Source organism: Oceaniovalibus sp. ACAM 378, from assembly GCF_008085915.1.
Taxonomy (GTDB): Bacteria; Pseudomonadota; Alphaproteobacteria; order Rhodobacterales; family Rhodobacteraceae; genus Oceaniglobus.
Genome location: NZ_VSJK01000007.1, coordinates 53369 through 68157, shown reverse-complemented (window position 1 = coordinate 68157; position 14789 = coordinate 53369). Strand labels below are relative to the sequence as shown.

Here is a 14789-nt window from a genome sequence, read left to right as displayed (position 1 = left end):
GGCGGATTGTGGAGTGGTTGAAAACCACATTGCACAGGCCGTGAAAGGCCCGCCAGTTTCCCGGCGGGCCTTTGATCACTATCTGTCAGAGCTTGCTTTCCAGCTCGGGCACGGCGGTGAACAAATCAGCGACCAGACCGTAATCGGCCACCTGAAAGATCGGCGCCTCTTCGTCCTTGTTGATCGCGACGATGATCTTGCTGTCCTTCATGCCGGCAAGGTGCTGGATCGCGCCGGAAATGCCGATGGCGATATACAGGGCGGGCGCCACCACTTTGCCCGTTTGGCCAACCTGCCAATCGTTCGGCGCATAGCCCGAATCGACCGCCGCGCGTGATGCCCCCACCGCCGCGCCCAGCTTGTCTGCAAGTTTTTCGACGATGGCAAAGTTTTCTTCGCTGCCGACGCCGCGCCCGCCGGATACGACGATGCCGGCGCTGGTCAGGTCGGGCCGGTCGGATTCAGCCACCTTGTCCTCGATCCATTCCGACAGGCCGGGGTCTTCGGCTGTCGCAATCGATTCAACGCTGGCGCTGCCCCCCGTCTCGGCCACGGCAAAGGCGGCGGTGCGGATCGATACAACCTTGGTCGCATCGCCCGACTTCACAGTCTGGATCGCGTTCCCCGCATAGATCGGACGTTCGAAGGTGTCGGCATCGACGATTCCCGAAACATCAGAAATCACCATCACGTCAAGCAGCGCGGCGACGCGCGGCAGGATGTTCTTGGCATCCGTGGTGGCCGGCGCAACGATGTGGGAATAGTCGCCCGCCAATGACACCATCAGGGCTGCGACCGGTTCCGCCAGCCGGTGACCGTACAGCGCATCCTCGGCGCAGAGCACCTTCGAGACGCCCGAAATCGTCGCCGCTTCTTTCGCGGCATCGACGCAGGCCGCGCCACAGCACAAAATTGTCACATCGCCCAGCGGTGCACAGGCCGTCACGGCCTTGGCCGTGGAATCCATGTTCAACGCGCCGTCGGTCACTTCGCCCAAAAGAAGAACAGCCATCAGATCACCCCCGCTTCGTCTCTCAGTTTCGCGATCAGCTCGTCCACCGATTTCACGATCACGCCCGCCTTGCGTGCGGCGGGTTCGGTCGTCTTGACCACCGTAAGCCGTGGCGCCACATCGACGCCGAAATCACCGGGGGTCTTTTCGTCCATCGGTTTCTTCTTGGCCTTCATGATGTTCGGCAGGCTGGCATAGCGCGGTTCGTTCAGCCGCAGATCAACGCTGACGATGGCGGGCATCTTCACCTTGATGGTCTGCAAACCACCGTCCACCTCGCGGGTGACGGTGGCATGGTCGCCGTCGATCTCAAGCTTTGACGCAAAGGTCGCCTGACTCCAGCCCAGCAGCGCCGCCAGCATCTGACCGGTGGCGTTCATGTCGTTGTCGATCGCCTGTTTGCCGCAGAGCACAAGCTCAGCGCCCTCGGCCTCGGCTACAGCTTTCAGGATCTTGGCGACGGCCAACGGTTCAATGTCGGTGTGCACATCATCGGTGGCCACCACAAGGATTGCGCGGTCGGCCCCCATGGCAAGCGCCGTTCGCAGGGTTTCCTGCGCCTGTTTCACGCCGATGGACACGGCGATCACTTCTTCGACGGTGCCTTTTTCCTTCAGACGGATCGCCTCTTCAACGGCAATTTCGTCGAATGGATTCATCGACATCTTTACGTTTGCCAGATCGACACCGCTGCCGTCCGCCTTGACGCGGACCTTCACGTTATAGTCGATCACCCGCTTGACCGGTACGAGAACCTTCATGGGCGTATCTCCTGAAACACTTCGATTGCCATTGACCTAGCGCGAGGCGCGGCCAGAAAACAGTACAAAAATTGACCCGTCAGGACGCAACGCCGCGGCCTTTGCGCATCGCCCGGTTTCTCCTTGCTGAAATACTCCCGCCGGAGGCATCCGACGTCGCCGCTCAGCGGTTCGCCCCCGGAATCCACAAGACATCCGCACGGCCATCGTCATTTGCGATGCGCGAGGCGACAAAGAACCAGTCGGACAGCCGGTTTAGATACATTGCTGCCGCAGTGTTGATCGTCTCGGTTCCCGCCAGCTCGACGGTCAGCCGCTCGGCGCGGCGCGAAACGGTGCGGCACAGGTGGAGATAGGCGGCGAGAGCCGAACCGCCGGGCAAAACGAAACTGCGCAGGGGCTCCAATGCGGTATTCATCGCGTCGATTTCGGATTCCAGCCGGTCGACCTGTGTCGCGACCATCCGCAGGGGCGGGTACTCGGCGTGGGCGTCCTTGTCCGGGTCGGGGCGGCAGAGATCGGCCCCCAGATCGAACAGGTCATTCTGGATCATCGCCAGCTGTGCATCCATAATTCCGGTTGCATGCAGCCGGGCCAGCCCGACGGTGGCATTGGTTTCATCCACGGTGCCATAAGCGTTGACCCGCAGTGCGTGTTTCGCCACCCGGACGCCATTGCCCAAGGCGGTCTCACCCTTGTCGCCGGTGCGGGTATAGATTTTGGACAGTACAACCATCACGCGGCTCCCGTGCTGCGGATAAAGACGAAGAGCAGGATCAGCACGACAGCCAATGCCTGCGCATAGAGCCGCCAGCGCATGATACGGTTGGCGTGTTTGCGGTTGAAATCGCCGCCCTTGGCAAAGGTGCCGATTCCGAACATCAGGATCGCAGCCACGGCCACTACGGCCACGACGACAATCAGGAAAAGCGGATCTTGGAACATGTTGGCCCCCTTTGACAGCCGGGTCGCCCCCTGGGCAACCGGATTACCCTTTGATCTAGTGGAGTTTGCGATAAAAGCGAACCGGAATTCGCCGCTTGGCCGTTCGCGTGACTGATTTCATGCGAGTGACGCCAGAACGGGCCAGAACCGAAAACCGGTCTTCACCCGCGGGAAATCAGCCAGTCCAACGCGCGTGTCGGCAGGATGCGGCGCGCCGCGTTCATCACATGGGTCGGCGTCGTGACAAAATACCGCGGCGCCGGAGAGCGGCTTTCCAGTGCCGAAATCAACTTTGCGCTGACCGCCGACGCGGGCAGTTCGAATCGGTCGGGCCCGCGATCCTCATACAAGCGTCTCAACAATCCAGACTCGTATTTTTCGCGGTGGGGTGATGCCCGCCAGTCGATCCAGCGTTCAAAATGTGCGATGGAATTCTGCCGGATGCGTGAGGTGACTGGCCCGGGTTCGATCAGGATCACCCGAATGCCTGTTTCGCGCAGCTCGATCCTCAGCGTATCGGTCAACCCCTCCATAGCGAACTTGCTGGCCACATAGGCACCACGAAATTGCAGGCTCACAAGTCCAAGAACCGAGGAACAGTTGATTATTCGCCCGAAACCCTGTGCCCGCATCACGGGAATGACCCGCGTGGTCAGATCGTGCACCCCGAACAGATTAACCTCGAATATGGCGCGCAATCCGTCACGGGGCAGATCTTCGACCGCGCCGGGCAGGCCGTGTGCACCGTTGTTGAACAGCGCGTCCAGCGTGCCCCCGGTTGCCTCCAGCACCTCGGCCAGACCGGTTTCAAGGGTGGCGGGGTCGGCATAGTCGATCAACGGGCTTTCAAATCCCAGACCGCGCATCAGGTCGCAATCTTCGGCTTGGCGGCAAGAGGCGAACACCCGCCAGCCGCGGTGTTTCAATGTGAGTGCGGCATCGTGCCCTATGCCGCTGGAACAGCCGGTGATCAGGATGGACTTTCGCCGGTCATCGGTGCGGTCCTCGGTGCTTTGACTCACCCCGGGCGGTTTTCGCTCAGGAATTTGCCAAAAATGAATCCGGCCTGTTGATCATCGGCGGTGCGAATTTCAAACCAGCCGTCGGATGTTTCGCTCAGGACTTCGGCCCGCTGCCCCAGACTCACGCGCCCGACAACCGAGTCCGAGGTGGACGGCCCGGCGCGCAGGTTCACCGTGGTTCCGGTGACATACCACATGCCATCGGTGGCCTGAACGCCTTCATCCGTGGGTTCGACTTTCGCCGGGGCCTCGCCGGTGGCGGAAATGCTGGCCGAACGCGTGCGAGAAACAGCGGGGCCATCCGGCGTCACGGTTGCCGCCAGCGCGATTTCAATGGCGCGACGTTCATCGCCCAACGCGGTGCGTTCTGGCACTGCTTCGTCGGTTTCCGGCGTTTCAAGCAGGGCTCCGACGCGGCTCAGCAATCCCGGACTGTCGGCGGCACGTGTGGCCGCAACATCACTGCCGCTGTCACTGCCCTGTGGGAGGCCTTCGTTGTCACCCCAGGCCAGCATCGCGCCAACGATTCCCGCCATCAGCAGCAATGTCATGCGTATCATTCTGTTCCTGCCCTTCACTTTTGCGCGAACTATAGCAGATTCCGAACAACTGTCTGCGCAAAAAGTTTCAATGCAGTGTGCTTTCTCACCCGATTTCTCTTCACGGGCCGCGCCTCGGCTTGTCCCGGAGCTCTGGCCCAGCTATCCAGCGCGGATGACTGAAGATGCCGATACCCCGGACCTGCCCGCAGAGCTCACTGAACCGCTACGCCGTGCGATCGGCGAGCGATATCTGACCTATGCGCTGTCGACGATCATGCACCGTGCGCTGCCAGATGCCCGGGACGGGTTAAAGCCGGTGCACAGGCGAATTCTCTACGCGATGTCGCGCCTGAAGCTTTCGCCGACCGGGGGATTTCTGAAATCCGCCAAGATCAGCGGCGACACCATGGGCGATTTCCACCCCCACGGCGACCAGGCGATCTATGATGCGATGGCGCGTCTCGCACAGGATTTCAACGTCCGTTACCCGCTGGTCGACGGGCAGGGCAATTTCGGCAACATCGACGGCGATAATCCCGCCGCGCCCCGTTACACCGAAGCACGGATGACCGCCGCCGCCGAGGCGCTGCTGGAAGGGATGGCCGAGAATGCCGTTGATTTCCGCCCCAACTATGACGGCAGGCTGGAAGAGCCGGTCGTTTTGCCAGCCGCCTTTCCGAACCTTCTGGCGAACGGATCAAGCGGCATTGCCGTGGGCATGGCGACCAACATTCCGCCGCACAACATCCACGAGTTGATCGGCGCCTGCCTGCATCTGATCCAGACACCCGACGCACGGGATGACACGCTGCTGGACCATGTGCCCGGCCCGGACTTTCCCACCGGTGGCGTGATCGTCGAACCACCCGAAAGCATCGCCGAATCCTATCGCACCGGGCGCGGCAGTTTCCGGGTGCGCTGCAAATGGGAGATCGAAGAGTTGGGCCGCGGCCAGTGGCAGATCGTGGTGACCGAGATTCCGTATCAGGTGCCGAAATCCCGGCTGATCGAAAAGCTGGCGGAGCTGATCCAGATCAAGAAAATCCCGATTTTCGGCGATGTGCGCGACGAATCCGCCGAAGATGTCCGTATCGTGATCGAGCCGAAGTCGCGCGGCGTCGATGCCGATGTCCTGATGAATGCGCTGTTCAAGAATTCTGATCTGGAAACCCGGTTCAGCCTGAACATGAACGTGCTGATCGACGGGCGCACGCCCAAAGTCTGCAGCATGAAGGAAGTGTTGCGCGCATTTCTGGACCATCGCCGCGAGGTGCTGGTCCGCCGGTCGCGTCACCGGTTGGCCAAGATCGACCACAGGTTGGAAGTGCTGGAAGGCTTTATCATTGCCTTCCTGAACCTCGACCGGGTGATCGATATCATCCGCTATGATGACGACCCCAAACGCGCGATGATGTACGAAGACTGGACCCCCGCCCATCAGGCGCTGACGCCGCGTGCCATGACCGAGGCGGATTATGTCTCGCCCTTGACAGGTGTTGATATCGACAGCCTTGGCACCATCGCCGACGCGGATGCGATTGCCGAAATGATCCCGGCCGACGACTCGCCAGATACCAAGGGCGTCCCGCACCGCTATCCCGGCCGTGACCTGTCGGATGTACAGGTCGAGGCGATCCTGAACATGCGCCTGCGCAGCTTGCGCCGTCTGGAAGAGCTGCAACTGGTGAGCGAACGTGATGCGCTGTTGCTGGAGCGTGCCGGAATTGAAGACCTGCTGGCCGAAGAAGGCCTGCAATGGGACCGGATTGCCGATCAACTGCGCGAAACCCGCAAGCAGTTCGGCAAGACAGCGCCCCGGGGTGGCCGCCTGTCCCGTTTCGCCGAAGCGGGTGTGGTCGAAGACGTGCCGCTGGATGCGATGATCGAGCGCGAGCCGATCACCGTGGTCTGTTCCCAGATGGGCTGGATCCGCGCAATGTCCGGGCATATCGCGCTGGACCGCGAGATCAAGTTCAAGGACGGCGACGGCCCGCGCTTTATGTTCCATGCGGAAACCACCGACCGGCTGCTGCTGCTGGGCAGCAACGGGCGGTTCTTCACCCTATCCGCCAATGCGCTGCCCGGTGGCCGTGGCATGGGCGAGCCGGTGCGCCTGATGGTCGATCTGCCGAACGAATCCGAGATTGTTGACCTGTTCATCCATGTTCCGGGCGCGCGGTTGCTGCTTGCCTCGAGTGGCGGCGATGGCTTTGTCGTGCCCGAGGATGATGTGATCGCACAAACCCGGTCGGGGCGGCAGGTGCTGAACGTCAAGGACGGCGTGCGCGCCCGGGTCTGTCACCGCACCCGCGGCGATCATGTGGCGGTCGTGGGCGACAACCGTAAGGTGCTGATCTTTCCCCTGACCGACCTGCCAGAAATGGGTCGGGGCAAGGGCGTGCGTCTGCAGTCCTACAAAGACGGCGGATTGTCAGATGCCATCACGTTCAAGCTGGAAGAAGGCTTGTCGTGGAAGGATCCCGCCGGGCGCACCCGGTTGGAAATCGCGCTGGCCGAATGGATCGGCAAACGTGCCAGTTCCGGCCGCATGGCCCCGCGCGGGTTTCCAAGGAACAATCGTTTTACCTGAGCCGGGCGCATCCTGGGTCGCGCAGGGCGTCTCAGGACGACCGCGCTGTCGCTCTGGCCGTGAATTGGGTCTTTCAGGCGCGTAGAGTTTGGTGAATTTCAGCAGATCCTTGCGCGCATTGTCGGCAAATTCAGATTTGTCCGACGCTTTGTTGCGCGTCGGCGTCGGCTGCGATAATCCTTGCCAATATGTCGTGGAAGGATGCTGTTTCGATGCTTACCCCTGTTTCCCGTTTTCTCGCCATCGGGCTGTTTGTCCTGCTGGCCGCCTGTACGAACACCGATCCGAATGGGCCTCTGCCGGATTTGGGCGATTTCCGGTTGGGCAATACCATCGTGCGCGCCATCGATGTGCAGAAAGGTCCGTTTTCCCGCGATGCCACGCAAAGCGAACTGACCGAGGCGCTGGAAGCAGCGATGGTAGAGCGGTTCGTCAGATATGACGGCGACGGGTTGTATCATTTGGGTCTCAGCATCGGCGGCTATGTTCTGGCGCAACCGGGGCTGCCGGTGGTCTATACGCCCAAGTCGGTGTTGATTTTTGACGTCAACGTCTATGACAACACGACCGGCGAAAAGCTGACGGAGAAAAGGCACCGCATCACCGCTTTCGAAGGGCTGGAAAACTCGGCACCGATTGTCGGATCCGGGTTGACGCGCGGCAAGGAAGAACAGCTTGCCAACCTGACCCGCGAAGGTGCGCGGCTGCTGCAATCGTGGCTGATCGAAAACAAGGAGTGGTTCGCTCCGAAACCCGATCAGGTCCGCAGCCCGTTCGACCGTGCGGCGCAAAAAGCCAAAACCGACGCGCTGAAGTGACGCTTGATTTCGGGCGCAGCTGCGGCTAGAGAGCGCGCGATGAAAACCGGGCCGCTCCGGGTCCAAGTGCAAGGGTAAGGCCACCATGGCAAAGGCAAAGTTCGAACGCAACAAACCGCATGTGAACATCGGCACGATCGGTCACGTTGACCACGGCAAGACGACACTGACGGCTGCGATCACGAAGTATTTCGGCGATTTTCAGGCCTATGACTCGATTGACCGTGCGCCCGAAGAAAAGGCGCGTGGCATCACGATCTCGACCTCCCACGTGGAATACGAGACCGAGAGCCGTCACTATGCCCACGTCGACTGCCCCGGCCACGCTGACTATGTGAAGAACATGATCACCGGTGCGGCACAGATGGACGGCGCGATTCTGGTTGTGAACGCTGCTGACGGCCCGATGCCGCAGACCCGCGAGCACATCCTGCTGGGACGCCAGGTCGGCATCCCCGAGATGGTCGTCTACATGAACAAGGTCGATCAGGTCGACGACGCCGAACTGCTTGAGCTGGTCGAGATGGAAATCCGCGAGCTGCTCTCGAAGTACGAGTATGACGGCGACAACATCCCGGTCGTCCCCGGTTCGGCCCTTGCGGCAATGAACGGCACCGATCCTGAAATCGGTGAAGCATCCATCCGCAAGCTGATGGCCGCCGTGGACGAGTGGATCCCGACGCCCGAGCGCGCAATTGACCAGCCGTTCCTGATGCCGGTCGAGGACGTGTTCTCGATCTCGGGTCGTGGTACGGTTGTGACCGGTCGGATCGAACGTGGCGTGATCAACGTTGGCGACGAGATCGAAATCGTCGGCATCAAGGACACCAAGAAAACGACCTGCACGGGCGTGGAAATGTTCCGCAAGCTGCTGGATCGTGGTGAAGCTGGCGACAACGTTGGCGTCCTGCTGCGCGGCATCGACCGTGACGGCGTTGAGCGTGGCCAGGTGCTGTGCAAGCCGAAGTCGGTCAATCCGCACACCAAGTTCGAAGCCGAAGCCTATATCCTGACCAAGGAAGAGGGCGGCCGTCACACGCCGTTCTTCGCCAACTATCGCCCGCAGTTCTACTTCCGCACGACGGATGTGACCGGCACGGTGATGCTGGCCGAGGGTACGGAAATGGTCATGCCGGGTGACAACGTGTCCTTCGGTGTCGAGCTGATCGCGCCGATCGCCATGGAGCAAGGCCTGCGCTTTGCCATCCGCGAAGGCGGCCGCACCGTCGGCGCAGGGGTTGTTTCGAAGATTACCGAGTAATCTTTGACACGGACGGGCGGCAGGTCATCCAAGGATGACTGCGCGCCCAAACCAAGCGAGCGATCATCAGGCCGTCCCATGTCGGGGCGGCCTTTTCCCTGCCCGGATTTCATGCCATCATGATCGCAGACCGGAGGAGGGTGTCATGGACCAGCACGCGGACTGACAGTTTTCCCGTCACTTCGATCTGCGAGGCGTCATGCCAAATCCATTTCCTTCCGCTGATACGGTGCATCCCGTCACTCTGCCTGACGGCACCCCGCACACCGGGACCGTATTCCTGTCCGCCGTTCTGACCCATCCGAACATTCGGGTCGGGGATTTTACCTATTACAGCGATTTCGATCCGCCGGACGACCCGGCGACCCTGGCCGGGCGGCTGGCGCCCTATCTGTTTCCCGGCGCACCCGAGCAGCTGATTCTCGGGCGTTTTTGCCAGATTTCCCATGGTGTTCGATTCATCACTGATTCTGCCAACCACCGGTATGACGGGATATCCAGCTTTCCGTTTCCGATCTTCGATTGCACCACCATCGGCAGCTATGCTGCGACGTTTCAATCCCGCCGCGACACCGTGGTCGGCAATGACGTCTGGATCGGTTCCGGCGCGACGATTCTGCCCGGCGCGCAGATCGGCAATGGCGCGATCATCGGTGCGGGGGCAGTGGTGGGCGGAAGTGTTCCCGATTTTGCGGTGGTTGCCGGAAATCCGGGGCGGGTGCTGCGCCTGCGCTTTGCTCCCGACGAAATCGACCGCCTGCTGCGTCTGGCCTGGTGGGACTGGCCGATTGAATTTATTGCGACCCATGCGGCAGTGATCATGGATGGGGACATTGGCGCGCTAGAGGCGCTTGCTGACAGAACCGGCGCCGCGAAACGCGCGCCGCCCGATGAGCCAAGGAAAACGCCGTGCCGGTAAACGACCACATCCATTTCGCGATCTCGCTGTCCGGCCCCGGCGCCGGGCAGGTCTTGACCGACGAAGCTGCCATCGCCGACGCGCTGCATCAGCCCGATCTGGCTTGGTTGCATTTGCAGGCGGATGATCCGGCCACACCGGAATTCATTTCCAGGCATCTCGGCTATCTCGATCAAACCATTCTTTCGGCCCTGACCGCGCTGGAGACCCGCCCGCGCGCCTTTCGCCATGACGATGGGCTGCTGGTGATTCTGCGCGCGGCCAATGTCTCACCCGATCAAGCGCCCGAAGACATGGTGTCGCTGCGGCTCTGGCTTGACCCTGCGCGCCTGATCTCGCTTTCGCGGCGTCCCTTGGCCGTGGTGGACCGGATGATGCGCGGATACGAGGGCGATACGACGCAGACCCGCTCCGGCGCCCTGCTGTGCACTCTGATCACGCGGATCGTCGAACCCATTGAGCAGCAATTACTGTCACTGGAAGAACGGACAGACAGCCATGAATTATCATTAAGCGATCCGCCTGATCCAGCCCTTCGGGCGGATATCGGCGATCTTCGGTATCAACTGACCCTGCTGCGCCGCCACATCGCGCCCCAGCGTGACGTTCTGGGCGAACTGTCGCGCTCGGATGTGGCGTGGCTGACGCGCAAGGATCGGCGCAACCTGCATGAACTGCACGATCGCCTGATTCGCGTTGTCGAGGAACTGGACGAATTTCGCGACCGGATGGTACTATTGCGCGACGAACTGACCGGAATGCAGTCGGAGCGGTTGAACCGAAACCTCTATCGGCTGTCGATCATTTCGGTGATTTTCCTGCCGCTCGGATTTCTGACCGGGCTTCTGGGGGTCAATCTGGGCGGGTTGCCCGGTGCGAACTGGCCCGGGGCATTCTGGGTATTTACAGGCAGTCTTGCAGGAATTGGCCTCTGTTTACTGGCGATCCTATTGTGGCGACGTTGGCTTTGAGCTCCCGTGTTTGTCGCATGAGCGCCCTTGATTTCTCCCGCGAATAGCCTTAGTCCAAGCCCGGTACAGGAGTTTAGCTCAGTTGGTAGAGCATCGGTCTCCAAAACCGAGGGTCGTGGGTTCGAGTCCCCCAACTCCTGCCATTCTGTCCGGTGATCGATCCGGCGCGGAATGGTCCTTGTACCGAATGTGCCCCTTGCCCCGAAGAACGCGAATGCGTAGATGACACCGGTACTGTGACGTGCTGTTACAAGACGCCAGACCGAGAGAGGACCAACTGTGGCCGCAAAAACCAATCCGTTTCAGTTTCTGCAACAGGTCCGCGCCGAGGTGGCCAAGGTCGTCTGGCCGACCCGCCGCGAGGTGATGTTGACCACGGTCATGGTGTTCATCATGGCATCACTGACTGCGGTCTTCTTCTTTATCGTTGACTTGATCATCCGCACCGGATTGCAGGCGCTTCTGGGGATGTTCGGCTGAATTCCACGTCGCCCCCTTGAAACCGGGGCGGGCGGAGGATAATGGGTGCGTTGATCCCGGCAAGATGGCGTGCTCCGATTCGCGAGGCACGCCGTTTCCTATTGCGGGCGGGCGGTCAATTGGCCGCGTGACGGACAGTTCCGGCAGGGCCGGACGGGCGGAAAGGCGACGGCAGAATGGCGAAACGTTGGTATTCGGTGAGCGTGCTATCGAATTTCGAAAAGAAGATCGCCGAACAGATCAGGACCGAAGTCGTTGAAAAGGGACTTGAGGACGAGATCGAGGAAGTTCTGGTGCCCACCGAAGAGGTAATCGAGGTGCGACGCGGCAAGAAGGTTTCGACCGAACGCCGCTTTATGCCCGGATACGTCCTTGTTCGGATGGAGATGAGCGATCAGGGGTATCATCTGATCAACTCGATCAACCGCGTCACCGGGTTTCTTGGCCCGCAGGGCCGGCCGATGCCCATGCGTGACGCCGAAGTGAACCAGATCCTGAACCGGGTCGAGGAAAACGAACAGACGCCGCGCACCGTCATCAGCTTTGAAATCGGCGAAAACGTGCAGGTCAACGATGGCCCGTTCGAAGGCTTTCAAGGGCAGGTGGACAGCGTCGACGACGATCAGCAGCGGCTCAAGGTCACGGTATCGATTTTTGGGCGGGCAACCCCCGTCGAATTGGAATTCACCCAGGTCACCAAGCAGGCCTGAGGTCAAACGTGGAAGGCGAGGGGCCGCGGCCCCGGACCGAACCACGGCAACCCAGAACTTCGGGCGCGCCCGGCGGTTCGTTGTAGGGCGGAAATATTCCGCCACATAAAGGAGAGGCCGCATGGCCAAGAAAAAGATCGGCAGCCTGAAGCTGCAAGTTAAGGCGGGGCAGGCGAACCCGTCTCCGCCCGTCGGTCCGGCGTTGGGTCAGCGCGGCATCAACATCATGGAATTCTGCAAGGCGTTCAACGCCAAGACGCAGGAACTCGAGCCGGGCGCTCCTTGCCCGACCATCATTACCTATTATCAGGACAAGTCGTTCACGATGGAGATCAAGTCTCCGCCGGCGGCCTTCTTCCTGAAAAAAGCCGCAGGGCTCAAGCCCGTCGGCAAGCGCAATCGTCCCCGCGGCGGTGAAAAGCCCGGTCGCGAGACGGTTGGTTCCGTGTCGATCAAGCAGGTGCGCGAGATCGCCGAAGCCAAGATGGCCGATTTGAACGCGAAAGATATCGAAGGCGCGATGAAGATCATCATCGGGTCCGCGAACTCCATGGGCATCGAGGTGAAATAAGATGGCAAAATTTGGAAAACGCACCCGTGCCGCCCGCGAAGCCGTCGCCGGAAAGTCCAACCTGACTGTCGAAGATGCGGTCAAGCTGGTCAAGTCGAATGCCACCGCGAAATTCGATGAAACCATCGAGATCTCGCTGAATTTGGGTGTCGATCCGCGCCACGCCGACCAGATGGTCCGCGGCACGGTGAACCTGCCCAATGGCACCGGTAAAAACGTGCGCGTCGCAGTCTTTGCGCGCGGCGCCAAGGCCGATGAAGCCACCGCAGCCGGAGCCGACATCGTAGGCGCCGAGGATCTGATGGAACAGATCCAGGGTGGCAAGATCGACTTTGACCGTTGCATCGCCACGCCTGACATGATGCCGATCGTCGGCCGTCTGGGCAAGATCCTTGGCCCGCGCAACCTGATGCCGAACCCGAAAATCGGTACGGTGACGATGGACGTGACCGAGGCCGTGACTGCGGCCAAGGGTGGTCAGGTTCAGTTCAAGGCAGAAAAGGGTGGTGTCGTTCACGCCGGCGTCGGCAAAGCATCGTTCGATGAGGCCAAACTGGTCGAGAACGTGCGCGCCTTCGTCGAAGCCGTGAGCCGTGCCCGGCCAAGCGGCACCAAGGGTACCTATATGAAGGCGGTCAACCTGACGTCCTCCATGGGTCCCGGCGTGACCGTTGACGTGGCGAACTCTACCGGGAACTAGGACGAAGACCGCAACGGTTTTCGCCCCGCCGTGCGAATGGGTTTGCAAGAGCCTGCGCATGGCACCCGGGACTGAAATTTGGCGGACTTCGGTCCACCAATGGCAGGGCTTCACGGCCCTGTCCTGTCCGAGACGGAGGGTAGGCACGTCGTGCCGTTAAATCCTTCCCGAGATGGGAAGCGAGACGAACTTTCAGAGGGTTTCTACCCTCGGGCGGTTTTGGCCTCGGGACCCGTGAACCGGACCCGATCCCTTGCATCCGCGGGGGTTAAAGAGAGCCGGGGGAAACCCCAAACTTGGAGTGAAACTGTGGATAGAGCCCAGAAAGAGAAAGTGGTCGAGGAACTCGGCCAAATCTTTGAAAGCTCTGGCGTCGTCGTGGTTGCCCACTACGCCGGTCTGACAGTCGCCGAAATGCAGGATCTTCGGGGGCGCATGCGCGCCGTCGGCGGATCCGTTCGCGTTGCCAAGAACAAGCTCGCCAAGATCGCCCTTGAGGGGACGCAATCAGCATCTATTGCTGATCTTCTCACGGGCATGACCGTGCTGTCCTATTCGGAAGATCCCGTGGCTGCGGCCAAGGTTTCTAACGATTATGCCAAGGAGAATCCAAAGTTCACGATTCTCGGCGGCTCCATGGGCGGCACGAAACTGGATTCCGAAGGTGTTAAGGCCGTGGCTGCAATGCCGTCCCGTGAAGAGCTTATTGCTTCGATCGTGGGCTGTATCGCTGCACCCGCTGCCAACATCGCCGGAGCCATTGGCGCGCCTGCAAGCAACATCGCGAGCATCCTCTCGACTATCGAGGAGCGTGGCGAAGCCGCGTAAGCGAACTGTCTATCGGCGTGGGGTTGTCAAAACGCACGTTGGAACACATCTGAAAGAACGGAAAGCAAAATGGCTGATCTGAAAAAAATGGCTGAAGAGATCGTGGGTCTGACCCTTCTCGAAGCACAAGAACTGAAAACCATCCTCAAAGACGAGTATGGCATCGAGCCCGCTGCAGGCGGCGCTGTGATGATGGCCGGTCCGGCCGACGGTGCCGGTGCTGGCGCTGCGGAAGAGCAGACAGAATTCGACGTAATTCTGAAAGCTGCAGGCGCACAGAAGATCAACGTGATCAAAGAAGTGCGCGCGATCACCGGTCTTGGCCTGAAAGAAGCCAAGGATCTGGTCGAAGCCGGTGGCAAAGCCGTCAAAGAAGGCGTCTCGAAAGCCGAAGCCGACGAGATCAAAGGCAAGCTGGAAGCAGCTGGCGCCGAGGTCGAACTGAAGTAATCGGCGTTTGCCGTACCGCTCGGCGGTGCTGCGTCTCCTTCGCGGAATTCTGCGAAAGGGACGTCAGAACCAAGGAGCGGCGAAAAATCAGGCTGGTCGGGGGTGTGTTCTCTGGCCGGCCTCCCGCGTCTCGGGAAGGGCTGATCCGTTTCAGCCTTTCCCAAGCCGCGGGTCTGGATCGGGAGGCGGCCTGTGGGAAGGTTGCCGGG

General features: G+C 60.7%; 17 protein-coding genes and 1 tRNA gene. 12 read left to right on the top strand and 6 right to left on the bottom strand.

Annotated features, from left to right (window positions below; all coding sequences use genetic code 11):
- Positions 1–85: 85 nt before the first annotated feature.
- The 6 genes from FQ320_RS10665 to FQ320_RS10640 form a co-directional block, all read right to left on the bottom strand.
- Positions 86–1012, bottom strand: coding sequence for an electron transfer flavoprotein subunit alpha/FixB family protein (locus FQ320_RS10665; RefSeq protein WP_148472036.1), 927 nt, complete (start codon positions 1010–1012; stop codon positions 86–88).
- Entirely contained in the window at positions 1012–1773 is a 762-nt protein-coding gene (locus FQ320_RS10660; RefSeq protein ID WP_148472034.1) for an electron transfer flavoprotein subunit beta/FixA family protein, read from the bottom strand. The genes FQ320_RS10665 and FQ320_RS10660 overlap by 1 nt, the downstream gene beginning before the upstream one ends.
- Positions 1774–1936: 163 nt before the next feature.
- On the bottom strand, positions 1937–2509 hold the full coding sequence (locus FQ320_RS10655; RefSeq protein WP_148472032.1) for a cob(I)yrinic acid a,c-diamide adenosyltransferase: 573 nt from the start codon (positions 2507–2509) through the stop codon (positions 1937–1939).
- Positions 2509–2718 carry a twin transmembrane helix small protein gene (locus tag FQ320_RS10650; protein ID WP_148472030.1) on the bottom strand — a complete coding sequence of 70 codons (210 nt, stop codon included), beginning with the start codon at positions 2716–2718 and terminating at the stop codon, positions 2509–2511. The genes FQ320_RS10655 and FQ320_RS10650 overlap by 1 nt, the downstream gene beginning before the upstream one ends.
- A gap of 161 nt (positions 2719–2879) precedes the next feature.
- On the bottom strand, positions 2880–3740 hold the full coding sequence (locus FQ320_RS10645) for an SDR family NAD(P)-dependent oxidoreductase (RefSeq protein WP_148472028.1): 861 nt from the start codon (positions 3738–3740) through the stop codon (positions 2880–2882).
- Positions 3737–4291, bottom strand: coding sequence for an SH3 domain-containing protein (locus FQ320_RS10640; RefSeq protein ID WP_187393862.1), 555 nt, complete (start codon positions 4289–4291; stop codon positions 3737–3739). The genes FQ320_RS10645 and FQ320_RS10640 overlap by 4 nt, the downstream gene beginning before the upstream one ends.
- 163 nt (positions 4292–4454) lie before the next feature.
- Between FQ320_RS10640 and FQ320_RS10635 the strand changes: the two genes are divergently transcribed.
- The 12 genes from FQ320_RS10635 to rplL all read left to right on the top strand — a co-directional run bounded on the left by FQ320_RS10635 (position 4455) and on the right by rplL (position 14580).
- Positions 4455–6872, top strand: coding sequence for a DNA topoisomerase IV subunit A (locus tag FQ320_RS10635; protein ID WP_148472024.1), 2418 nt, complete (start codon positions 4455–4457; stop codon positions 6870–6872).
- A gap of 212 nt (positions 6873–7084) precedes the next feature.
- Positions 7085–7690: a hypothetical protein gene (locus FQ320_RS10630; protein WP_148472022.1), complete on the top strand. Its 606-nt coding sequence runs from the start codon at positions 7085–7087 to the stop codon at positions 7688–7690.
- A gap of 85 nt (positions 7691–7775) precedes the next feature.
- A complete protein-coding gene (gene tuf, locus FQ320_RS10625) occupies positions 7776–8951 on the top strand; it encodes an elongation factor Tu (RefSeq protein WP_148472020.1) in 1176 nt (391 codons plus the stop codon).
- Positions 8952–9150: 199 nt separating this feature from the next.
- A complete protein-coding gene (locus FQ320_RS10620) occupies positions 9151–9870 on the top strand; it encodes a CatB-related O-acetyltransferase (RefSeq protein WP_148472018.1) in 720 nt (239 codons plus the stop codon).
- Positions 9861–10841, top strand: a complete 981-nt coding sequence (locus FQ320_RS10615; protein WP_148472016.1) for a CorA family divalent cation transporter — start codon at positions 9861–9863, stop codon at positions 10839–10841. The genes FQ320_RS10620 and FQ320_RS10615 overlap by 10 nt, the downstream gene beginning before the upstream one ends.
- Before the next feature lie 67 nt (positions 10842–10908).
- Positions 10909–10984: transfer RNA gene (locus tag FQ320_RS10610), tRNA-Trp, on the top strand.
- A gap of 136 nt (positions 10985–11120) precedes the next feature.
- Positions 11121–11321: a preprotein translocase subunit SecE gene (gene secE, locus FQ320_RS10605; protein WP_148472014.1), complete on the top strand. Its 201-nt coding sequence runs from the start codon at positions 11121–11123 to the stop codon at positions 11319–11321.
- 176 nt (positions 11322–11497) lie between these two features.
- On the top strand, positions 11498–12031 hold the full coding sequence (gene nusG / locus FQ320_RS10600) for a transcription termination/antitermination protein NusG (protein ID WP_148472012.1): 534 nt from the start codon (positions 11498–11500) through the stop codon (positions 12029–12031).
- A gap of 121 nt (positions 12032–12152) precedes the next feature.
- The gene (gene rplK / locus FQ320_RS10595; RefSeq protein WP_148472010.1) at positions 12153–12602 is read left to right on the top strand and encodes a 50S ribosomal protein L11; all 450 of its coding nucleotides are present in this window, start codon (positions 12153–12155) and stop codon (positions 12600–12602) included.
- A gap of 1 nt (position 12603) precedes the next feature.
- A complete protein-coding gene (gene rplA / locus FQ320_RS10590; protein WP_148472008.1) occupies positions 12604–13302 on the top strand; it encodes a 50S ribosomal protein L1 in 699 nt (232 codons plus the stop codon).
- 309 nt (positions 13303–13611) lie between these two features.
- On the top strand, positions 13612–14130 hold the full coding sequence (gene rplJ, locus FQ320_RS10585) for a 50S ribosomal protein L10 (protein WP_148472006.1): 519 nt from the start codon (positions 13612–13614) through the stop codon (positions 14128–14130).
- A 69-nt stretch (positions 14131–14199) separates the two neighbouring features.
- Positions 14200–14580: a 50S ribosomal protein L7/L12 gene (gene rplL / locus FQ320_RS10580; protein WP_148472004.1), complete on the top strand. Its 381-nt coding sequence runs from the start codon at positions 14200–14202 to the stop codon at positions 14578–14580.
- The last annotated feature ends 209 nt before the right edge of the window (positions 14581–14789 follow it).